We start from the raw sequence: 22,386 nt of genomic DNA on the forward strand, positions 1-22,386 counted from the left end.
TCGTTAAATCACACGGGCCATTAACATGCTGTGGCCCGAACGAACCAACACTTCACTGTGGGGTGTGTGAAATAAATAAAAAAAACCACCTGACTTAAGTAAGGTGGCTAAAGGTGTGACCAAGGGGAGCAAAGCACGACCACGGATCAATCCACCTGTATCTAAAGTGGATGGTTAGTGGTCATTCTTCGGAGCTGATCATAGCACTTGTTAGTGTTCGTCATTGTTGCTTTAAACGAGAAAGACTGTGGCTCCGAAACATCGCAGTGAAGTTTAAAAGTTCGGCCGGCGCGAAGGTTTGCAAGGAACTCTACTTGCTGAAGATCTATGTCCGCCGACACTTACGTCACACTTGCTCGGCCGGCAATACCGCCTCAGGTTCCCCGCGAGTCGCCAGCTTGCGCAAGACCACGTAAAACACGGGCGTCAGAAACAATCCGAACAGCGTCACGCCGAGCATTCCGGCAAAGACTGTCACACCGGTCGCCAGGCGCACCTCACTGCCTGCGCCGTGTCCCAGCAACAGCGGTACTGAACCTGCGATGAAGGCGATTGACGTCATGATGATCGGGCGCAACCGCAATTGGCATGCCTCCAGTGCTGCTTCCACAATCGTCCTGCCTTGCATTTCAAGTTCACGGGCGAACTCTACGATCAGGATGGCGTTCTTGCAGGCCAAGCCCATGAGTACCACCAGTCCGACCTGGACAAACACGTTATTGTCACCATCGGTCAGCCACACACCCAGCAGCGCCGAACACATGCACACCGGCACGATAAGAATTACTGCCAGCGGTAATGTCCAGCTCTCGTAAAGAGAAGCCAACACCAGAAACACCAGCATCACCGCCAGTGGAAACACGATCAACGCGGCGTTGTTCTGGCTGACTTGCTGATAACTCAGATCCGTCCATTCAAGCTCGATACCGCGTGGCAATACTCGCTCGGCGATTTCGCTGAGTTTGCTAATGACTTGTGCGGACGAAAACACCTTGGGGTCAGCATCGCCGATCACGTCGGCCGCCGGTACACCGTTATAGCGAATGACCGGATCAGGGCCAAAGGTGGGCTCGACAGTCACAATTGAACCAATCGGGACCATTTCCCCGCTATCATTGCGCGTGCGCAATTTGCCGATGTCTTCGACAGTTTGGCGGTGCGAGGTGTCGGCCTGAGCCATGACGCGGTAAACACGGCCAAACTGATTGAAGTCGTTGACATAAACCGAGCCCAGGTAGGTTTGCAGCGTATCGAACAGATCCGTCAGAGACACGCCCTGCGCTTTGGCCTTGACCCTGTCCACCTTGACTTCCAGTTGCGGAATGTTGGCCTGATACGAACTGACCGGCCACGTCATGCCGGGGGTTTGGGCGATCTCCGCCAGGAACGCATTCAGTGCATTTTGCAGCGCACCATAGCCCAGGCCCGCGCGGTCTTTCAGATACAGCGAGTAGCCGGAGCCGTTACCCAAACCTTGAATTGGCGGAGGCATTAATGCGTAAGCGGTGCCGTCCTTGATGCTGGCGAACCTAGCGTTGAGTTCGTGGTTAATATCGGCGGCACTGCGAGTACGTTGATCGAACGGTTTGAGAATGATGTACAGCGCCGTGAGATTTGGCGTGTTGACGTTTTGCAACGCATTCAACCCCGCATAGGCCGGGACGATATCCACGCCATCGACGCCTTGGGCAAGGTCGATCATTTGTCGTGTCACCGCGTCCGTACGCGATAGCGAAGCACCCTCCGGAAGCTTGGCGCCGCCGAACAGATAGAGTTTGTCTTGCGTCGGAATAAATCCGCCCGGCACCTGCTGGAACAGCAGTACGGTGCCGGCCAACAGTATCGCGTACACCACAAACACCGCGCCGCGGCGATTCAAAGTGTGTGATACGGCGCTGGTGTAGCGCTGGGAGCTGCTGAGGAAAAATCGGTTGAACGGGCGAAAGAACCAACCCAAAGCAAGATCGATCAACCGCGCCAAGCGGTCTTTTGGTGCGTCGTGGCGGCGCAGCAGTTTTGCCGCGAGCGCAGGGGAGAGTGTCAATGAGTTGATTGCGGAAATCACCGTCGATATCGCGATGGTCACGGCGAACTGTTTATAGAATTCGCCGGTGACACCGCTGAGGAATGCCATCGGCACGAACACTGCACACAAGACCAGCGAAATGGCGATGATCGGGCCGCTGACTTCGCGCATCGCCTTGTGCGCCGCTTCTCGCGGGTTCAAACCTTCTTCGATGTTCCGCTCGACGTTTTCCACCACCACAATTGCGTCGTCCACGACGATGCCAATGGCGAGTACCAGGCCGAACAAGGTCAAAGTGTTGATCGAGTAGCCCAGCAGGTACAAGAACGCAAAGGTGCCTACTATCGATACCGGCACCGCGATCAGAGGAATGATCGATGCCCGCCAGCTCTGCAGAAACAAGATCACCACAAGCACCACTAACAGGACTGCTTCGAACAGCGTGTGTTTTACCGAACTGATCGATTCGCGAACGAAGACTGTCGGATCCCACACGGCTTTGTAAGCGATGTCATTGGGGAAGCTTTCGGCCAGTCGATCCAGCTTGTTGTAGACCTGCTCGGCCACGCCCAAGGCATTGGCACCGGGCGAGAGGAAGATACCGACGGTGGTTGCGTTCTGCTGGTTCTGCATGGCACGCATGGTGTAGTCGCTCGCGCCCATTTCTACCCGGGCCACATCGCCGAGTCGTACGATCTGACCATCGTTGCCTTTTTTCAGCACGATGTCGGCAAACTCCTGCTCGCTGCGCAAGCGCCCCCTGACGTTTATCGAGATCAGCAGGTCGGTGCCTTGTGGTGAGGGTTCTGCGCCCAATTGACCGGATGACACTTGCACATTCTGCTCACGGACGGCATTCAAGGCGTCGCTTGCGGTCAGTCCGCGAGACGCCAGTTTGTCCGGATCAAGCCACAGACGCATGGCGTAATCACCCGAGCCGTAGACTCCGACATCGCCGATCCCGCGAATACGCGACAGCTCATCCTTGATGTGCAAGGTCATGTAGTTGCGCAAATACAGCGGGTCGTAGCCGTTACCCGGTGAATACAGGCTGACGTACATGAGCGGCGTGGGCGATTGTTTCTGCGTCGTCACGCCAAACTGCCTGACTTGCTCGGGCAAGCGCGAAAGCGCCTGACTCACACGGTTTTGTACACGTACGGCGGCAGTGTCAGGGTCGACGTCTGGCAAAAACGTAACGACCACTTGCAGGCTGCCATCGGAGCCTGCAACCGACTTCAAATACATGATGCCTTCTACGCCGTTGATGGCTTCTTCCAGCGGCGTCGCCACTGATTCTGCGATCTCTTTGGGATTGGCGCCGGGATAGGTCGCGCGTACTACGACGCTCGGTGGCACGACTTCGGGGTATTCGCTCACGGGCAGCAAGGGAATTGCAATCAGGCCCAGCGCGAAGATGATGATCGACAGCACGATGGCGAAGATCGGGCGATCAATGAAAAATTTCGAGAAATCCATGACCGGGCCCTCAGTTCTTAGACGTTTTCATGGCAACTTCGGAGGGTTTCACCGGCATCCCCGGGTAATAAATACGTTGCAGGCCTCCGACGATGATCCTGTCGCCCGGGGTCAGGCCCGACTCGACGATGCGCAGTCCCTGATTCATTCGACCCAACTGAATGTCCTTGCGCAGGGCGACGTCCCCAGTGCCGACGACGTACACGTACTTGCGATCCTGGTCGGTGAGTACAGCCTTGTCGTCAATCAGAATGGCGCTGCTTTCGACGCTGCTGGACAGTTGCACGCGCGCGAATAACCCCGGCGTGAACTGCCGGTTCTTGTTTGAAAGGGTGGCGCGCAGCCGAATGGTGCCCGTGGAGGGGTCGACCTGATTGTCGAGAAAGTCGACATCGCCGACATGCGGGAATCCAGACTCATTGGCCAATCCGACCCGCACACTGAGTCTGCTTGAGTGGTCATGAACATTGCGTGCCTGTTCGCTGTAGCGCAAATAGCTGTGCTCGTCCGGGTCGAAATAAACATACACCGGGTCTTGCGATACGACCGAGGTCAGCCGCGTCTGATCGGCTATGGCAAGATTGCCCAGGGTCAAAGCGGCGCGGCTGGCCCGGCCGTTGATGGGCGAGCGTACTTCAGTGAACTCGAGATCAAGCCGGGCCAGGTCGACTGCGGCTGTCGAATCGCGCACATCTGCCTGGCTCTGGATGAAACTGGCGCGCCGCGAGTCGGCTTCTTCTCGCGAGATCGCGTTGCTTTGTACCAGCACCTGAGCACGCCGATCCTGGGCTTGGTTCATGACTACCGACGCTCTGGCGCGTTCGAGCCGGGCAAGGGCGCTGTTCAGCGTGGCCTGGTATTTACGCGGGTCGATCACCACCAGCAAATCGCCTTTTCGTACGTTGTCGCCTTCCTTGAAAACGATGCGCTGTACGTAGCCTGTCACGCGGGGGCGAATTTCAACTGAGTCGACAGCATTGATCCTGCCGTTGAATTCGTCCCACTGGCGCAGGGGCGTGACTGCAACCGACGTCACATCGACCTCGGCGGCTGCCAGGGTTGCACTGCCTGCTTTTTGCTCTTTACAGGCCGTCAGCATTATTGCCAGCAACGCGTGACCGAGGATCAGCAGAAGCGTTTTTCGACGTCGAGTTAAACGCGAAAAACTGATCAAGTTGTTAAGGTCAATATTCATTGAGATACGGTCCTTTGCATACCGAGTACCCACAGCCAGTTATTCCAACAAACAGGGTTTCAGCTGTTGGAAGGGTGGGCACATCTACCACGGGGCGAGCACACTTTTTCGCGCTGTTGAACACATTCAACAGTGAGGATGCGGCTGTCTGTATTGGCGGGTCATTGTGCAGGGGAGACGACGAAGAGTAACGAACCGATATGACGCAATCCCACTAGTCCAATGCAGAGTGGCCTCAAAAAAACAATGGCGAGAGGATTAAAGTTGCATGCAAACGGTTTATCGAGACCATCGGTTAAAACAGTATTTACACTTTGTTTATTGTTCCAGAAAACATCCATGCCCCTTCCATCCATGGCGCGGGAAGTGTCTTCGATCAGGTGAAGTGCACCAGATCGCGGATTTTCAGGACGGCTTTATGGTCCGCGAGTACTTCTGGCAATGAGGTTTTAAGGTACTCGACCCAGGTTTTGATTTTCGCATCGAGAAAATGTCGGGACGGGTAGATGGCGTAAAGGCCCAATTCTTCGAGGCGGTACTTTGGCAGCACCCGCACCAGCGTGCCATTGCTCAAACCCTTGATGGCAGCGTGCACCGGCAATATGCCGATGCCCATATCATTGCTGATCGCGGCTTTCATCGCGTCGACCGAATCGACCAGGAAAGGCGAGGACGTGATAGTGACTTCTTCCCGACCGTCTGGCCCGACGAACGACCATTCTTGCAGGGGGATCACCGGGCTCACCAGCGTCAGACACGCATGGTTGAGCAGATCCTGAGGCGTGTGTGCTATGCCGAATGCCTTGATGTAGGAGGGCGAGGCGCAAACAATGCTGTAGGTTTCGCCGAGTTTTTGCGAAACGTTGGTGGAGTCTGGCAAGTCGATGGCCAGAATGATCGACACATCGAAACCTTCGTTGACCAGATTGGGCATCCGGTTACTCATGCTCAGATTGAAGGTGACATCCGGGTAATTCTTGCGATACCGGGCAATTGCATCGACCACATAGTGCTGACCGATACCGGTCATCGAATGCACATTCAACTGTCCTGTCGGACGTGTGTGGGCATCGCCAGCTTCAACCTCGGCTTCTGCCACCGACTTAAGTATCTGTTCGCATCTGAGCAAGTAACGCCTGCCGGAATCGGTCAGCGCGATCCGCCGCGTGGTGCGATTGAACAAGCGCGTACGCAAATGCTTTTCCAGTTGGGAAATGCCGCGAGAGATGTTGGCGGTTGTGGAATCCAGTTGTATCGCAGCGGCGGTGAAGCTGCCCGCTAACGCCACACTTTGAAAAATTCGCATGTTTTGCAGGATGTCCATTGGGACTCTCCGAGTAATCGAAGTTTAGTGTGGCATAAAGTAACACTGCGGCGTAAACCCTATTTATTGTCTTTTTTAAAGCAACAATCTTTCGCTTTTCCGATGACTTATCGGCGTATTTATTAATCTCTATTCTTCCCGGCCCTCAGCACTACTCAAGACGGGAGTGATTTACGGTGCCGCGATTTTTCAGCCAAAGTTTAAAGTTTCAATGCATGTTCTGGTTAGGTTTGGCTACGAGCGGCTGCATCGCAACCCAGGGTATTGCGCCTCAACAACAAACGCTTCACGCCAGTGATCTGGATTCTGGCGACGCGATTGCGCAGGCTGCCAAGGAAGCCGGTTGGCCGTCTTTTCAGTGGTGGCGGGACTACGGTGATGAACAACTCGATCAGTGGCTCGAACTCGCTCTCAAGGACAGCCCGAGCCTGGCGATCGCCTCCGCCCGGGTTCGTCAGGCCAAGGCGATGGCCGGGATTGCCGAGTCTGCCGAATCCTTGCGCATTGATGGCAATGCTTCCATCAAACGGCATCACTGGCCCGCCGATCCGTTTTATGGGCCAGGTGATCTGTCCGACAAAAGTACGTGGGACAACAATTCTGCGCTTGGGCTTTCTTACCCGCTGGATATGTGGGGACGGGACAGCAGCCGGACTGAAGAAATGCTCGACAGCGCTCACATGAGCGCAGCCCAGGCACGTCAGGCACAACTGGAACTGCAGAACAATGTGTTGCGGGCCTACATCCAGTTTTCCCTAAATTTTGCACAGTTGGATATTGCTCACGAGGTTTTCGCGCAGCAATCACAGATCCTGGAGCTGGCGCAACGTCGACTCGAAGGCGGAATCGGCACTCATTTCGAAATCAGTCAGGCGCAAACCCCCTTGGCTGAATCACAGCGTCAAATCGACTCGCTGGAAGAGGCGATTGCACTTAGCCGCAATCAACTTGCAATGCTGGCGGGTAAAGGGCCGGGTGCCGGTGCCGCGCTCCATCGACCTGTTCTGTCGCTGCAACGCGCGATGACGTTACCGTCTGTGCTGCCCAGCGAATTGATCGGTCACCGTCCCGATGTCGTCGCCAGTCGGTGGCGGGTTTCAGCCAATGCGCGAGGTGTGGATGTGGCGCATGCCGCTTTCTACCCTAACGTCGATCTCGTCGGTGGTCTTGGCTACATCGCCAGTGGTGGCGGCATACTCGAGTTCTTCGCCCGTCGGAAAATCAACTACAACGCCGGTGCCGCGATTTCGCTGCCGATTTTTGATGGCGGTCGTCTGCGTTCGGAGCTCGGCGAAGCCTCGGCGGGATACGACGTCGCCGTTGCGCATTACAACCAGACGCTGATCAACGCACTCACTGACATTTCCGACCAGTTGGTACGTCGAGCCTCGATGGATCGCCAACAAGTGTTCGTTGCGCAATCGGTGGCTTCTGCCAAACGCAGTTACGACATTGCAATAACGGCGTACGCACGCGGCCTGACCGACTATTTGAATGTACTCAACGCGCAGACCGCGTTGTTTCATCAAGAGAAAATCCAGCAAAAAATCCAGGCTGAACGTTTGACGGTGCACGCAGCCTTGGTCGTGGCGTTGGGAGGAGGGGTTAACACGCCTGTCGACAGCCCCGCCGAGCAAACGCTGAACCCTCGCAAACCCGGGCCCGTGCTGCGCGGCCTTGATCAATGGATGAGCCGGCCATGACCGCGTTGCTTGCACTCAAACGGCAGTTCGCGTCGTTGGAGACTCGCCGAAACTTCGCCGAGTGGCTCAGCAACGAAGGGGTTACCTGCCTCTATTTATTCAAGGTCCTGGTGGCCTCGTTCCTGACGCTGTGGCTTGCCATGCGGCTGGAGTTGCCGCAACCCAGCACCGCCATCACCACCGTTTTTATCGTCATGCAACCGCAAAGCGGTCATGTCCTGGTCAAAAGTATCTACCGGTTTATCGGTACCCTGGTTGGCTCGGCATTCATGGTGTTGCTGATGGCCATGGCTGCGCAGGAAACAGAATTGTTTCTGGCCGGGTTAGCCATCTGGGTATGCATTTGTTCGACCGGGGCAGCGCGAAATCGCAACTTCAAGGCGTACGGTTTTGTACTCGCCGGATACACCGCCGTGATGGTTGGCTTGCCGGTGGTTGCTCATCCCGAGGATGTTTTCATGGCGGCTGCGTGGCGAGTACTGGAGATCACGCTGGGGATTATTTGCGCCACCGTGGTCAGTGCCACGCTGTTACCGCGTTCGGCGAGCGCCAGCATGCGCAATACGCTGTATCAACGGTTCGGGAATTTCTCTGCGTTTGTCGTCGCCGGCATTCGCAGAACCATCGATCAACAAACCTTTGAAAGTGGCAACGTCCGGTTTATCGCAGAGTCGGTCAGTCTGGAGGTTTTGCGCAGTATCACCATTTTCGAAGACCCACACATGCGCCGGCGCAATGGTCGCCTGAACCGCCTGAACAGCGAGTTCATGGCGATCACGACACGCTTCAATGCGTTGCATCAATTGCTTGAGCGCGTTCTTCATCGCGGTGGCGAATCGGTTGCCCTGGCCATTGATCCAGGACTGCGTGGCTTGGCTGACGCGCTGGAGCCATTCGCGGGGCACTCACTGACACCTGCAGATGCCGAGTCGCTGGCGTTGAGAATGGACACTTGCAAGCAAGCGTTGCCTGCACAAGTACGGCGTCTGCGCTCGGCATTCATAGTGACCAACCCCGGCGCGGAGGATTTGCTCGACTTCCATACCGCGTATGAACTGTTGCATCGCTTGGTCGATGAGCTTCACAGCTATGCATTGACCCATGCCTCGCTGGCCGATCACAACCATGCGAGGGAGCAGTGGGACGAGCCATTCATGCCACAAACCAACTGGATAGCGGCCCTCGCGGCCGGTGTGCGCTCGGCGTTTGTGCTGTTGGTTTTGAGTACGTTGTGGATTTTCACGACATGGCCCAGTGGCGCGGCGATGACGTTGGTATCGGCTCTGACGGTCGGGTTGTCGGCGTTCTCCACAAACCCCAAGCGGATGTCTTTTCAGATTGCCTGCGGGACCTTGCTGGCGGCGGTGGTCGGGGTGTTCGAGGTGTTTTTCGTGTACCCGCTCATCGATGGTTTCGCATTGTTATGCCTGGTCATTTCACCGGTGATCGTACTGGGCTCCTACTGGCTGGTCCGTCCCCTGTGGGCGGGATACGGGCTGGGCATGCTGGTGTTCTTCGGGACCAGTTCGATCCCCAACAACATGACCAGCTACAACCCTTACGGCCTGATCAATGACTACATCGCCATGGTGTTTGGCATGTTGGTGTGCGCGGCGGCGGGCGCAATCATTCTGCCCCCCAACAGCCGATGGTTGTTGCGCAGGCTTGAGCATGACCTGCGACGTCAGGTCGCGTTCGCCATCAACGCACCCTTGAAGGCGCTTGGTTCCGGTTTTGAAAGCCGCTGTCGGGATTTGTTGAATCAGGCTTATGGGCTGGCGGCAGGCAAACCTCAGGTACAGCGAAGGTTATTGCGATGGATGTTCCTGGTACAGGAAGTCGGTCACGCCATCATCGAATTGCGGCGTGAGCAAGCCGTGCTCCCCATTCATCCGTGTTATGCCGATTCGCAACCCTGGCGTCAGGCGATCCGGGCCTTGGGACGCTCCTTGATCCGCCTGTTCCTCAAGCCGGTGCAGGGTAATTTCAGCCGCGCTCTTGCTGCCGTTGAACATGCCATCGATTGCGCGCAGAGCACTGAAGAGCCCTTCGCTGGCCATTTCGACACGTCGGTGCTTCGACGGGTCGGGAGCTATCTGCACTTCATTCGCACGTCACTGCTCGACCCTCAATCGCCTCTTTCTAACTACGCCTGTCGCCGAGAGCCAGGAGTGAATCATGTACCGTGAAATCGCTTTCCACGGCGTTTACATGCCCACCATGACGTTGATGTTTTTTATCGCTGCGGTATTGGCGTGGGCGCTGGGTACGTTGTTTAGCGGCGTCGACCTGTATCGATATTTCTGGCATCCGGCGCTGCTTCGACTCAGCGTCTTTGCCTGCATTTTTGGCGCGTTGGCGTTAACTGTTTACCGTTGAGAGCCCCTGGATGAAAAAGCTTTTCAGTTTGATCGCGACATTGCTGGTACTGGCATTGGCGCTGTGGATTGGTCGCATTCTCTGGATCAATTACATGGACACACCCTGGACACGCGATGGCCGGGTGAGGGCGGATGTGATCAATGTTGCCGCCGATGTTGCCGGTGTCGTGGTGGCGGTGCCCGTTCGCGACAACCAATTGGTCAAGAAAGGTGATTTGCTCCTGCAAATTGACCCCGAACATTATCAATTGGCCGTCAAGCAAGCGCAGGCATTGGTTGCTTCACGCAAGGCGACATGGGACATGCGCAGGCTCAATGCCAAGCGACGTGCCGACATGGACAACCTGGTCATTTCCAGTGAAAACCGCGAAGACGCCAGCAACATTGCCGGCGCTGCCATGGCTGATTATCAACTGGCACAAGCTCAGCTCGAGGCCGCTGAGCTCAATCTCGAACGCACCCGTGTGCTGTCGGCCGTCGACGGTTATGTCACCAATCTGAACGTTCATCGTGGCGATTACGCCAGGATGGGCGAATCGAAAATGGCCGTGGTTGATCTGCACTCCTTCTGGGTCTACGGCTTTTTCGAAGAAACTAAACTGCCCCGTATCCGCATCGGTGATACCACCGACATGCAGTTGATGAGCGGTGAGCGGCTCAAGGGTCATGTCGAAAGTATTGCCCGGGGAATTTATGACCGGGACAACCCGCAGAGCAGGGATCTGATTGCCGACGTCAATCCGACCTTCAACTGGGTCCGCCTGGCCCAGCGTGTTCCGGTGCGTATCCATTTGGATCACGTACCGGACGGCGTGGTGCTGGCGGCCGGCATCACTTGCACCGTCATAGTCAAGCCTCAACAGAAATCGGTGGATCAACCCACACCGCTGCCGGAATAAAGGAGTTCTTATGGAGTTTTCCGCTGTTTCAATGTTAAGCCAGGGCGAACTGTTGGCGCTGCTGATGAGCCGCCAATCGCAGTGGCCTCTGGGGCTGCCGGTCCCGGAGGCGGCAGAGCTGGATCTGGTCTTCGAGGCGGCGATCCGCGCGCCGGATCATTCGAACCTGCAACCGTGGCGGTTTATCACGATCAAGGAGCCCGCCACTCACGAGCTCGGCGAAATATTTGCCGCCGCCGCCGTGAAACGTAATGCACAGGATCTCGGCAAAGCATCAAGGCTACAGGCGACGGCGGCGCCGATGTTGATAGCCATCGGAGCGCAGATATCGTTGTCCAGCAAGGTACCCGAAATCGAGCAAATGCTCTCGGTAGGTGCCGCGGCAATGAACATTCTGAACGCGCTGCATATCCTCGGATACGGCGCCTACTGGGCTTCGGGCGAAAATACCTACGATGCGCATGTGCGCCGTGCTTTGGGACTTTCGCAGGAGAACCACCGACTGCTGGGGTTCATCTATGTCGGTACCCCGACCAGGATTCCTCGTCGCAAACAGCGCCCCAGCGCAAAGACCTGCGTTGCAAACTGGGTTGGGCCGCTGCTGGAAGAGCCGAGGCCTGCGTCGATTGAAGCGTAAAGCCTACAAGTTCAGGTGCCCATAAACCTCAATGCGTCAAGGAACCTTATGTCGCTTCGCACACGTTCATCTCGCTTGTCCGTCCCGCAAATTATCAGCCGCAAGGGTAAAGAAAAAATTGTCTGCCTGACGGCCTACAGTGCGCCAATGGCGGCGCTGCTGGATGCGCATGTCGATCTGATTCTGGTAGGTGATTCCGTGGGCATGGTGGTGCATGGCTTGCCAAGTACGATCGGCGTCACTCTGGAGATGATGATCATGCATGGCCAGGCAGTGATGCGAGGCTCGGAGCGCGCCTTGGTGGTGATTGATTTGCCTTTCGGCAGCTATGAGAGCAGCCCGGCGCATGCTTACGCATCAGCGGTGAGAGTGATGCAGCAAACCGGTTGTCAGGCCGTAAAAATCGAAGCCTGCGAAGGGATCGCCGAGACTGTCGCGTTTCTGGTGCAGCGCGGCATTCCCGTTGTTGGCCACGTCGGCCTGAGGCCACAGGCCGTCAATACCGACGGTGGTTTCAAGACCAAGGGACACACCGCCGATGAACACCAACGAATTCTCAATGACGCACGGCAAGTGAGTGCGGCCGGTGCATTTGCGATTGTGGTGGAAGGCGTCGTTGCGCAGCTTGCGGACGACATCACCCGGGCGATTGCCGTTCCCACCATTGGCATCGGCGCCTCGAGTGCGTGCGACGGACAGATTCTGGTAGTCGACGACATGCTGGGCGGTTTTGCGTGGACGCCAAGGTTCGTTCGTCGATACGCCAATCTCCACACCCTGATCGAGGCGTCGGTGGCCGCGTACGCGATGGACGTCAAAAGTGCTGATTTCCCGAATAGCTCGGAAATCTATACCGCGCGCAAAGCGTAATTCAAATCAGCGCCTTGCTGCCCCGGCCGCGGCTTCGTCACAGCTGTTTTTCTGCCTGATTGGGCTACCAAAAATAGCCCGGATTGGCGGTGGGCGATTGCCAGGTTGTCGGATAGTTTGGCCTCACGTGGCGAATTCATCGACCACCTTTGTCTTGTGTTTCGCAGTGAAATTTGACTGCTCAATGCAATTGGGAGTCTGCAGCGCTATGAGTAAACCCACTGTAAGTCTCGCGACCACAGCAGTGTTGTCGGTCGCCGGTTTGTTGAGCATCAGCATGTTCGCCAACGGTGTGTTCATGCTGATCAATCCAGCGCTCTGGTACACGGCGGTGCCGGGTGTGGCCAGGACTGGCGCGTTCAATCAGCACTTCATTCGCGACATTGCAATTCTCTACATGATCATTGGCACCGCGTTGCTGGCCGGCGCGGTGCGTCGTGAACACAGCGTGATGTTGTGGGGCGCGACCGCGCTATGGCTGAGCGGTCATGCGGTTTTTCACGTATGGGAAGTGATGGCGGGGTTGTGCGGTTTCGAAACGCTCATCGGTGATTTTCCGGCGGTGACACTTCCGGCGCTGATCGCCCTGGGCCTGACCGCTTGGGCATGGCGTCATCCACTCATCAAATGATACGGCTGGAGCACAACGATTCATGAAGCGCACTCAAGAGCGTCATCAAACCCCCGATACGCTCATTCGACAGTTGGATGAGTCTTACCGCCATTGGACCGGTGAGGGGCTTCCGTGCCCTGTGCCGCACCCTGGCTCACGAGAGGAGTGGATACACCATCAAGCGCCTTATAGCGTGCTGTCGCATAACGATCTCGATGACCCGTGCTTCGTCTATGCCAATGAATGTGCCTTGGCGTGTTTCAAATACAGTCGGGAAATTTTCTACGCCATGCCCTCACGGTTCAGTGCTTCGAGCCTCGACAGGCTGGCGCGCCAGGCGCTGCTTGAAGTTGTATCGGACAAGGGCATCGCTTCCGGATATTGCGGCTACCGCGTCGATCGACAGGGTGCTGCGTTCATGATTCATGACGGTATTGTCTGGGAAGTCCTGAACGAGGCGGGCATACGAATAGGGCAAGCCGCATTGTTCTGGCCAGAAGCGGCCCCTGTCGACAGGTTCGAACCTCAGGAAAACAGCGCGGCAGTGGCATAAGTGTCATCAGCCTATCTGCGCAAGGATGTCTCGCACACGGTTCAGGGCGATGTCGATATCCAGCGTTTCAATGGCACCGAATCCCATGAACAAGCCTTGCCTGGCGGGCTGCGAGTCGAAAAAACCGGCGATGGAATAGAGGCCCACCTCGACTTTCTTCGCCAATTCGATCAATAGCTCAATGTCGGTCGGTACCTTGCACAACAAGGTCATGTGAAAGCCGGCCGTACTGGGTATTGCTTCAAACCAGGGCGACAGATCGTCGTTCACCCGCTCCAGAATGCGCTCTCGCCGGGCGGCGTAAATGCTGTGACAACGGCGGATATGTTTGAGCAGACAGCCTTCGGCGATGAATTTTGCCAATGTCCACTGGGGCAGTGTCGAGGTGTGCAGATCGGTTAGTTGTTTAGCCCTGATCACCGCTTCCAGAATCGTTGGGGGCAGGATCATATAACCCAGTCTTAACTGCGGCAGCAACGTTTTCGAGAATGTCCCGACGTAGGCAACGATGCCGTCGGTGTCCATGCTGTGCAATGAGTCGGTGGGCCTTCCCTCGTAGCGAAACTCGCTGTCGTAATCGTCCTCAATGATAATTGCACCCAGCGCCTTGGCCCTATCCAACAACGCCTGACGGCGAGCCGTGCTCATCGGCATACCGAGTGGAAACTGGTGGGAGGGCGTCACGTAGATCAGGCGAGTGCCGTCGGGGATCAAGTCAACTTGTATGCCTTCCTCATCCAGCGGAACGCCTACGACATGAACACCGTGCGAGCGAAACAGCATTCGCGCTGGCGGGTACCCGGGGTCTTCCATGGCGATGGTGCCTCCATCACGCGTCAGCACTCGGGATATCAGATCCAGTGCTTGTTGCGCGCCGTTACACACCACCACTTCACTGTCCTGGCAGTTGACGCCGCGGGAGAAAGCAATGTGTCGCGCAATAGCATTTCGCAATGCTGGCAGCCCCTCCGGGGAACCGTACAGGCCCTTCGACTGCGAAATCTGTCGCAGAGCGTTCGACGAACAACGGCGCCATTCATCTTGCGGGAACAGGCCTTGGCTGGTTGCGCCGCCGATGAATTCGTAACGTAAAGCGCCGTCCAGTTCCGGATGCCTTAAAAACGTCGGCATTGCCTCCCAACCTTCGAGGCTGTTGGCGCTGGCCAGCTGCAGCGCGGGCTTTTTTATGATGGCTTTGGTGGGACGGCCATTGACGTAAGTCCCTTTGCCGACTTTGCCCGCGAGCAGGTTTTCATAAGTGAGTTGGGCATAGGTATCAGAAATGGTTTTGCGCGAAATGCCCAATTGCTGTGCAAGCAACCGGCTGGGAGGCAATTGGGTTCCGGGGGCCAGTTGGCCAGATTCGATGGCGTTGTATAACTGGTCGAAAAGCTGTCCCGCCAGATTCTTATTGCCATTGATGACGATATGAAATTCCATCGGGTGTCGCTCCTGGAACAGTAGGCAGGTGAACGTTTATCAAGACGGCCAAGATTACCGCACTGCTTGTGCCGGAAAAGTGGCGTGCCGTTAATTGATGAAATTGGCCTGGGCCGATTGATGCTCGACAGGTGGATGGCCTTCCTTAAAAAGCCATGATTGGAGGTAGTTGAAGTGCTTTGTGCTGGTTAGGCTGGCATCACAAAAACTATAAATCAGCCGCCTGGAGATTGATCATGAATGCTCGTCTGGATTACTACGCCGCGTCCCCCAAGGCCATGAAAGCAATGATGGCGATGGAGGCATTGAGCAACGACCTGAGCCTCGAACCGACACTGCTTAATCTGGTCAAGGTGTTTGCTTCACAACTCAATGGCTGTGCTTTTTGCACGGACATGCATACCATCGATGCACGGCGGTCGGGTGAAACGGATCGACGTTTGTATGCCCTTGTCGTGTGGCGTGACAGCCTCTTTTTCAGCCATCGTGAAAGGGCCGCATTGGCCTGGACCGAAGCCGTCACGTTGCTGCCCCAGAGTCATGTGCCGGACGACATCTGGGAACAGTTGAAGGGACAGTTCAATGAAACTGAAATGGTTGACCTGACGGTGGTAATTGCCACCATCAACAGCTGGAATCGCTTAGCCGTGAGTTTCCAGCAAAAGCCCAGCCTCTGAACGATCGTCCCGCGCGCTGTCGCGTCCCTGCGCGGGGGTAAACAGATGCTGCTTCAGGAAGTCGATAAACACCCGCAGTTTTGGGGCCGGCTGTCTCCCCGACGGCCACATGATCTGGAATACCCCTTCTTCTGAGCAGTCCTCCAGCACAGGGACAAGCTTGGCGCAGTCAAGCCATTCCTTGATGGCGAAGTCAGGCAAGTAGGCAATGCCGATGCCTTGCAGGGCGAAACAGATCCGCGCTTCCAGGTTGTTGCAGACCATTGACGTGGGGAGGCTCGGTTCAGTGTCCCCATCGTTCAATTTCACTGGCCAGCTTTGCAGTTTTCCCGTGTTGGGAAAGCGAAACTGGATGCAGGCGTGTTGCGCAAGTTCGCTGGGCTGTTGTGGAACACCGCGCACGGCAAAATATTCAGGCGAGCCCACCAGGATCATTCGGTAGCTTCCGAGCCGCCGTGATGTCAGGCGAGAGTCCGGTGAGTCACCACTGCGGACGACGGCGTCGTAGCCTTCTTCGACTACATCCACTCGGCGATCGGAAAATGTCAAGTCGAGGTCGACATCGGGATAGGTTTTTTTGAACTGCGCCATCACCGGGAGAAACGGCTCGCCTACCAGCGGCAAGCTGACTTTGAGCCGCCCTCGGGGCGTAAGAACTGTCTGCGTCAACTCCGCCTCGGCAGCTTCCAGCTCTGCCAGTATTCGTCGACAGCGTTCGAGGAAAAGCTCGCCCTCGGCCGTCAGCGTGATGCTGCGAGTGCTGCGATGAAACAGACGCACACCGAGGCGTTCTTCAATGCGCACAATACTTTTACCGACCGCCGAGGCCGACACGCCAAGCAGGCGACCGGCAGCGACAAAACTGCGCGTGTCCGCGACCTGCACGAAGACATTCAAGGTGTTGAGACTTTCCATCGCAGGGCTCCAGAGTGCGCAAAGGGTGGTTCCCTGTTCGCTGTAACCTCGCCACCTTAGCCGAATTTGCGCAGGCAGGCGTTCATTACGGAACTGGGCTTCCGCACATAACGGAAGTGCGGCCTACTTAATCTGCGGCAGGGGCTCTCATATCCTTTCGGTACGTTGTTTTACCGAGGAAACACCCATGACCCACATGATCAAACGTTGGGAAATCCCTTCTCTTGGCCTGGAAAATCTGATGCTCGCAGCGGTACCGCTGCCAGTGCCCAAACCGGGAGAGGTGCTGGTCAAAGTCGAGGCCGTGTCGTTGAACTATCGCGACGGGGAAGTCGCTGAAAACGGCATGGGCGTTCCGTTGACGTTTCCATTTACTCCCGCTTCCGACATGGCTGGAACAATCGTCGCGGTGGGTGAAGGTGTCACCCGTTTTACGGTGGGGGAACGGGTCATTTCGATTTGCATTACCGGATGGGTCGACGGCGCGCCGCTGTCCTGGGCAATGGCGCCGACGCAGGGCGGGCCGATTCCCGGGATGCTGGCCGAGTACGTGAGCACGCCTGCCGAGTGGTGCGTGCGCGCCCCCGGTTCGTTGACACCGGCGCAAGCCAGTACGCTGCCGATTGCCGCGCTGACCGCGTGGATGGCGCTCATTGAATTGGGCCATGTGCACGCCGGTCAGACGGTGGTCGTCCAAGGCACCGGTGGGGTCTCGTTGTTTGCCGTGCAACTGGCGGCTGCGTGTGGCGCGACAGTCATTGTCACAAGCAGCAGCGACGAAAAAATCGACCGCGCCATCAAATTGGGTGCCCGCCATGGGATCAACCGTAGCCGGGTGCCGGAATGGCAATCGGCGGTCCTTGAGATCACCGATGGCAGGGGCGCCGATCACATTCTGGAAATGGCCGGCGGAGAGAACGTGCGGCGTTCACTCGAGGCGATCGCCAATGGCGGCAGAATTTCCGTCATCGGGCTTCTTGAGTCCGCAGAGTTCGCCGCGCCGATCATGACTTTGCTGGGAAGCCGAGCATCGATTACCGGCATTTCAGTCGGTCCGCGTCGAGCACTTGAGGATCTGGTGCGAATGATTGATCAGCACTTGATCAAGCCTGTCATCGATCACACCTATTCCTTCGCCCAAGCCCCACAAGCCTTTGCGCACCTCAATCGCGGAGCCTTCGGGAAAATCGTCATCGAGGTGGGGCACCGATGACTGGCCATGACCTTGGCGCAGGGGAGAGCACAGACCTGTTACCGCAAAGCCTGGCAAATCATCGTGGCTTTGCGCGGGCCCTTCAGCCAGGAAAGCTGACCCTGGAACTCGGGAGGCCGTCATGAGTCACGTAACCGCGTCAGGCAAATCCATGCCCTACATCATTCTCGGTTTGTTCGGCCTCTACACGCTGGAGTTCGGGGTCGTCGGCATCTTGCCGATGATCGTTTCGCGATTTGATGTCAGTGTGTCGCAAGCGGGGCTGTTGATGGGGCTCTTCGCCCTGATCGTGGCAGCGCTGGGGCCTTTTCTGGTCCTGCTGTCTTCTCGATTCGAGCGCAAGAATGTCCTGATCGTGGCATTGTTCGGGTTTTCCATTTGCAGCGTACTGTCGGCGTTCGCCCCCAACTTCGCCACGTTGATGGTGCTGCGCATCGTCCCTGCCATGCTTCACCCGGTATTTTTCGCAGCTGCATTTTCCACCGCAGTCTCGCTTTATCCAAAAGAGCGTGCGGGGCATGCAACGGCATTGGCTGTGGTGGGTACGACCTTGGGCCTGGTGGTCGGTGTGCCGCTGACAACCTGGGTGGCTGCAAGCATCTCCTATCAAGCCTCTTTTTTCTTCTGTGCTATCGCCACCGCACTGGCCGGCCTGGGACTGTTGTTGAAACTACCGCGTCACGTAAGCACCGCTCCGATCACCTTTGGCAAGCAATTGGCGGTGTTGCGCAGTCCGCCAATGTGGCTGGCCATCGGAGCGACCGTGTTGGTCTTTGCCGCGATGTTTTCGGTTTACAGTTACGCTGCGCAATATCTGAAGACTCAAACGGGTATGGATGGGCAGACCATCAGTGTAATGCTGGTGATTTTCGGTATGGGCGGGGTGACCGCGAATTTGATTGTGGGACGTTTGCTCGGTAGACATCTGGTGGCCACGGCCATTGTTTATCCCATCGTGCTGGCAGCGGCGTACCTGATTCTGCTGGCCTTCGTCAGTGGCTCGGTCACCTTGATGACAATAATCGTGCTCATCTGGGGCGCAGCTCACACCAGCGGCCTGGTGATCACGCAGATGTGGCTGACCTCTGCAGCGCCCGACGCGCATGAATTTGCCACCAGCCTCTACGTTTCATCCGCCAATGCCGGTGTAGTGTTCGGCTCGTCGGCTGGCGGATTGTTTATCAATACATTCGGCATGACCGGTGCGATTTGGTGTGGGTTGTTGTTCGCCGTGCTGGCATTGGCAGTGATCGCGCTGAAGGCGATATTTTATGGCGCGTCGGCCGAGGAGGGTGGTCAGGCAGCGGCCGAGGCAGGCTGATCAAGTCACACGAAGGTCTGCTCTCGCCGCACGGATGTACCCGCACAACAGATAGATCCCGATGACAAAATCCACGCTTGCACAAAACATCGGGTACCAGTCCGGCGCGCCGGGGTTGATGAAAAACAGCGGGTGAGTCAGGTCGTAAAGAGCGTGCAGGAGCCAGAGGACGCCCACGATGCCAACTGAGCAACGAGGGCGAACAAAAGTAAAAAGGAGCCCTGCCATGAAAAACGGGATGCCGACCAGCAACTCGTTCGCGCCCACGGAGCGCTCACCCGCCCACCAGGCAAACACGCAGTAGATACTCGGCAAGGCCAGCAGGCTTGCCGAATACATCCAGCGCTCCCCCTTGAGTTTTTTCGCCAGCGCTACCGCGACAATCGCGACGAGAACTCCGGCCATGGCTTCAATCATGCGTGGCTTCCCTCATTGCTTGTCGCGTGTTCGAGTAAGTTTTTCGGGCCTTCCAGTTGATCCAGGAATTGGCCTGGCGTAACGCCCATGACTTCATGGAAGGACGCCGTGAACGAGGCGGTGCTTGAGAACCCCAGTTGCAGGCCTATTTGCTTGATGCGAACGCCGTCGCGACTCAATGCATTGATCGCGGCCATGATCCTTGCACGTTGACGCCACTTCTTGAATGTCAGTTGCGTTTGCGCTGAAAAAAGCCGCGCCGCGGTACGTTGTGACACGCCGGCCTCGTAAGCAAGATCTTCAAAACTGCGCAGGCCTTGTGGATCCCTTATCGCCAGGTCAGCAATCTTTCGTGCCCGGGCATCACTTGGCATCGGGATGAAGGTGGTTGAGTCCGAGGCCTCGGACAACTCGTACAGCACCAGTTTCGCGGCGAGTTCAACTCTCTGCGGGTGAGCAACGCGGTTAAACAACGTCAGCACCAGTCCGCGCAACAGTGGCCCGACAGAAACGACAAACTCGTTTTGAAGATTCGGCGCTTGCGAGTGTGTCTGGATCCAGGTGGTTTCGATGTACAGCGTGCGCATTTCGACCTCAGTCAACATCAGGATCGAATGGGGCACAGAAGCGGGCAGCCATACCGCGCGTTGTGGCGGCACCAGCCATCGCCCGACGGGGGTGGTGACTTCCATCAGACCTTGAGTCGCAAACAGCAACTGGGTTTGATCATGGGTATGAAGCTCAAGTTGGCTGCCGGCTTCATAGCGATGTGAAAGTGTCTGAACGGCACCTTCAAGCTGTTGCAAATGGGCTGATAGGGATGAGATTGGCATCTTGGCTATACTTTTTGTCAATGCATCGATAAGGCGGTAGCTTACGCTGATCTTCAATGTTCGGTTAAGGGGAAAACGCGTTTGACCGCCAGCAAGAGTCATTCAACTGCTCGATGCATCGATAGCCCCGCCAATACTTGCAGGCACAACCTCCTTGAGGAGTCGCTCCAATTGCGTGCTTTCTTTGACACGCCTTATTGGATCGAGGCGCATCCGATTCATGGATACAGCGTTGAATACAGCGAGCCACAGCTTTTCACTCCCCATCGTCATCAAGAGGGAAAACTGATTTACGCGGAAATCGGCGCCGTTGTGATTGCAACGGAACAGCGACGTTGGGCCATCGCTCCGGGGCGGGCGCTGTGGGTCAGCCCCGGTATTCGACACTGGACGCGAACGGTTCATGCTGTTCGCATGCATTCGGTGCTGATCGATCGCACGGCGGAAAAATATTTGCCCACCAACTGCCGTTACGTAAGCGTTTCCGCCCTTTTACTGGAACTGATCAAGGTCACCGCCGTGCCTCCTGGAGCGGGTCGGGTGACTGATCGGGAAAAGGCTCTGGCGGCTCTTCTGGTTCACGAACTTAACGCAACAGCCGCTTGATTATCAGATGCCCAACATGTTCTGGAGAGGCCCAATGCCTATCGACCACGCGACACTTTCCGTTTCCAATCAACGCGCGCAGAACATCACCATCCTCGGTGCAACGGGGTCAGTGGGACTCAACACGCTGGATGTCATTTCACGCCATCCGGAGCGCTACAGCGTCTTTGCCTTGAGCGGCATGACACAGATCGGCCTGCTGACAAAACTTTGTCTGCTTCATCGACCTCAATACGCGGTTGTCACCCATGAGCAAGATGCGCGCGCCTTGCAAAACACCCTGCTTCAGTTCGGCACCGAGACGTTGGTGTTGGTCGCAGAGGCTGGCCTTGAAACGATTGCTGCTCATCCACAGGTGGACACTGTCGTCTCAGCGATAGTCGGAGCGGCAGGTTTGAAGCCGACGTTGGCGGCCGTGAACGCAGGAAAGAAAATCCTCCTGGCAAACAAAGAAGCACTGGTGATGTCCGGTGCACTTTTCATGCAGGCAGTACGTCGAAGCGCAGCGATATTGCTGCCTATCGATAGCGAGCACAACGCGATATTTCAATGTTTGCACGACGGGCATGCACGCACATTGGCGGATGCCGGCGTCAGACGAATAGTGCTGACTGCGTCCGGTGGCCCCTTTCGTTCGACGCCCCTCAACGCAATGAACGACATCACCCCCGATCAGGCCTGCGCTCATCCTACCTGGCCGATGGGACGCAAAATTTCCGTGGACTCGGCCACGATGATGAATAAAGGGCTCGAGTTGATCGAAGCCTGCTGGCTGTTTGACGCAACGCCTGATCAGGTCGAGGTGGTGATTCACCCTCAGAGCGTTATCCATTCGCTGGTCGACTATGTGGATGGGTCGATGCTCGCGCAGTTGGGCAATCCCGATATGCGTACACCGATCAGTCATGCGCTCGCGTGGCCCGAAAGGATCGACTCGGGCGTCAAGCCTCTGGATCTCTGCGATGTGGCTCGCCTGGACTTCGAGCCACCCGATGAGAACAGATTTCCGTGCCTGGCGCTTGCTCGGCAAGTGGCGCAGTGGGGGGGAACCGCTCCGGCCACACTCAACGCCGCCAATGAAGTTGCGGTGGAAGCATTTCTTTCCCGACGCATAGGTTTCACTCAGATTGCACAGGTTATCGGTGACGTTCTGGATCAGATGCCGGTAACGGCCGCGAACGATTTAGAGACGGTACTGGCGGCAGACGCAAAGGCACGTTCGCTCTCAATTCGGTGGTTGGCAGAACGCGACAAATAGCCATTTTTTCAGGGCGGGACGCTGCC

At 56.7% G+C, this 22,386-nt stretch carries 20 protein-coding genes; 13 read left to right on the forward strand and 7 right to left on the reverse strand.

Annotation, left to right across the window (positions count from 1 at the left end):
• Nucleotides 1-346: 346 nt before the first annotated feature.
• From ACIF4X_RS00585 to ACIF4X_RS00595, 3 genes are all read right to left on the reverse strand, one after another.
• Complete coding sequence (locus tag ACIF4X_RS00585; protein WP_397480489.1) at nt 347-3,505, reverse strand: efflux RND transporter permease subunit; 3,159 nt, start codon at nt 3,503-3,505, stop codon at nt 347-349.
• A 10-nt stretch (nt 3,506-3,515) separates the two neighbouring features.
• Complete coding sequence (locus tag ACIF4X_RS00590; protein WP_397480705.1) at nt 3,516-4,604, reverse strand: efflux RND transporter periplasmic adaptor subunit; 1,089 nt, start codon at nt 4,602-4,604, stop codon at nt 3,516-3,518.
• Nucleotides 4,605-5,076: 472 nt separating this feature from the next.
• On the reverse strand, nt 5,077-6,024 hold the full coding sequence (locus tag ACIF4X_RS00595; RefSeq protein ID WP_397480490.1) for a LysR family transcriptional regulator: 948 nt from the start codon (nt 6,022-6,024) through the stop codon (nt 5,077-5,079).
• A 176-nt stretch (nt 6,025-6,200) separates the two neighbouring features.
• On the opposite strand from ACIF4X_RS00595, the gene ACIF4X_RS00600 reads away from it, so the two are divergent.
• The 8 genes from ACIF4X_RS00600 to ACIF4X_RS00635 all read left to right on the forward strand — a co-directional run bounded on the left by ACIF4X_RS00600 (nt 6,201) and on the right by ACIF4X_RS00635 (nt 13,680).
• Nucleotides 6,201-7,727 carry an efflux transporter outer membrane subunit gene (locus tag ACIF4X_RS00600; RefSeq protein ID WP_397480491.1) on the forward strand — a complete coding sequence of 509 codons (1,527 nt, stop codon included), beginning with the start codon at nt 6,201-6,203 and terminating at the stop codon, nt 7,725-7,727.
• Nucleotides 7,724-9,916 (forward strand): FUSC family protein, encoded by a 2,193-nt coding sequence (locus tag ACIF4X_RS00605; RefSeq protein ID WP_397480706.1) that lies wholly within the window; start codon nt 7,724-7,726, stop codon nt 9,914-9,916. Before ACIF4X_RS00600 ends, ACIF4X_RS00605 begins: the two co-directional genes overlap by 4 nt.
• Nucleotides 9,906-10,106 carry a DUF1656 domain-containing protein gene (locus ACIF4X_RS00610; protein WP_397480492.1) on the forward strand — a complete coding sequence of 67 codons (201 nt, stop codon included), beginning with the start codon at nt 9,906-9,908 and terminating at the stop codon, nt 10,104-10,106. Before ACIF4X_RS00605 ends, ACIF4X_RS00610 begins: the two co-directional genes overlap by 11 nt.
• A gap of 10 nt (nt 10,107-10,116) precedes the next feature.
• Nucleotides 10,117-11,007, forward strand: coding sequence for an efflux RND transporter periplasmic adaptor subunit (locus ACIF4X_RS00615; protein WP_397480493.1), 891 nt, complete (start codon nt 10,117-10,119; stop codon nt 11,005-11,007).
• A gap of 10 nt (nt 11,008-11,017) precedes the next feature.
• A complete protein-coding gene (locus tag ACIF4X_RS00620) occupies nt 11,018-11,644 on the forward strand; it encodes a nitroreductase (protein WP_397480494.1) in 627 nt (208 codons plus the stop codon).
• Nucleotides 11,645-11,692: 48 nt separating this feature from the next.
• Entirely contained in the window at nt 11,693-12,514 is an 822-nt protein-coding gene (panB, locus tag ACIF4X_RS00625; RefSeq protein ID WP_397480495.1) for a 3-methyl-2-oxobutanoate hydroxymethyltransferase, read from the forward strand.
• Between the two features lie 208 nt (nt 12,515-12,722).
• Nucleotides 12,723-13,145 (forward strand): hypothetical protein, encoded by a 423-nt coding sequence (locus ACIF4X_RS00630; RefSeq protein ID WP_397480496.1) that lies wholly within the window; start codon nt 12,723-12,725, stop codon nt 13,143-13,145.
• 22 nt (nt 13,146-13,167) lie between these two features.
• The gene (locus tag ACIF4X_RS00635; RefSeq protein ID WP_397480497.1) at nt 13,168-13,680 is read left to right on the forward strand and encodes an MEKHLA domain-containing protein; all 513 of its coding nucleotides are present in this window, start codon (nt 13,168-13,170) and stop codon (nt 13,678-13,680) included.
• A 6-nt stretch (nt 13,681-13,686) separates the two neighbouring features.
• On the opposite strand, the gene ACIF4X_RS00640 is transcribed toward ACIF4X_RS00635, so the two are convergent.
• Nucleotides 13,687-15,120: a PLP-dependent aminotransferase family protein gene (locus ACIF4X_RS00640; RefSeq protein WP_397480498.1), complete on the reverse strand. Its 1,434-nt coding sequence runs from the start codon at nt 15,118-15,120 to the stop codon at nt 13,687-13,689.
• 236 nt (nt 15,121-15,356) lie between these two features.
• On the opposite strand from ACIF4X_RS00640, the gene ACIF4X_RS00645 reads away from it, so the two are divergent.
• A complete protein-coding gene (locus tag ACIF4X_RS00645; protein WP_397480499.1) occupies nt 15,357-15,797 on the forward strand; it encodes a carboxymuconolactone decarboxylase family protein in 441 nt (146 codons plus the stop codon).
• On the opposite strand, the gene ACIF4X_RS00650 is transcribed toward ACIF4X_RS00645, so the two are convergent.
• The gene (locus ACIF4X_RS00650) at nt 15,762-16,712 is read right to left on the reverse strand and encodes a LysR family transcriptional regulator (protein ID WP_397480500.1); all 951 of its coding nucleotides are present in this window, start codon (nt 16,710-16,712) and stop codon (nt 15,762-15,764) included. The genes ACIF4X_RS00645 and ACIF4X_RS00650 overlap by 36 nt on opposite strands.
• 187 nt (nt 16,713-16,899) lie before the next feature.
• Here ACIF4X_RS00650 and ACIF4X_RS00655 point away from each other — a divergent pair, with 187 nt between their 5' ends.
• Both ACIF4X_RS00655 and ACIF4X_RS00660 read left to right on the forward strand, forming a co-directional pair.
• Nucleotides 16,900-17,925, forward strand: a complete 1,026-nt coding sequence (locus ACIF4X_RS00655) for an NAD(P)-dependent alcohol dehydrogenase (RefSeq protein WP_397480501.1) — start codon at nt 16,900-16,902, stop codon at nt 17,923-17,925.
• Nucleotides 17,926-18,076: 151 nt separating this feature from the next.
• Nucleotides 18,077-19,246 (forward strand): MFS transporter, encoded by a 1,170-nt coding sequence (locus ACIF4X_RS00660; RefSeq protein WP_397480707.1) that lies wholly within the window; start codon nt 18,077-18,079, stop codon nt 19,244-19,246.
• Here the strand turns inward: ACIF4X_RS00660 and ACIF4X_RS00665 are convergent, their stop codons facing one another.
• A complete protein-coding gene (locus tag ACIF4X_RS00665) occupies nt 19,247-19,663 on the reverse strand; it encodes a DUF6010 family protein (RefSeq protein ID WP_397480502.1) in 417 nt (138 codons plus the stop codon). It lies immediately after the preceding gene.
• A complete protein-coding gene (locus ACIF4X_RS00670) occupies nt 19,660-20,598 on the reverse strand; it encodes an AraC family transcriptional regulator (RefSeq protein ID WP_397480503.1) in 939 nt (312 codons plus the stop codon). Before ACIF4X_RS00670 ends, ACIF4X_RS00665 begins: the two co-directional genes overlap by 4 nt.
• 69 nt (nt 20,599-20,667) lie before the next feature.
• Here ACIF4X_RS00670 and ACIF4X_RS00675 point away from each other — a divergent pair, with 69 nt between their 5' ends.
• Entirely contained in the window at nt 20,668-21,102 is a 435-nt protein-coding gene (locus ACIF4X_RS00675) for an AraC family ligand binding domain-containing protein (RefSeq protein ID WP_397480504.1), read from the forward strand.
• A 34-nt stretch (nt 21,103-21,136) separates the two neighbouring features.
• On the forward strand, nt 21,137-22,360 hold the full coding sequence (gene ispC / locus ACIF4X_RS00680) for a 1-deoxy-D-xylulose-5-phosphate reductoisomerase (RefSeq protein ID WP_397480505.1): 1,224 nt from the start codon (nt 21,137-21,139) through the stop codon (nt 22,358-22,360).
• The last annotated feature ends 26 nt before the right edge of the window (nt 22,361-22,386 follow it).

The sequence above is a fragment of the Pseudomonas sp. NPDC085632 genome, assembly GCF_044541255.1.
Lineage (GTDB): Bacteria > Pseudomonadota > Gammaproteobacteria > Pseudomonadales > Pseudomonadaceae > Aquipseudomonas.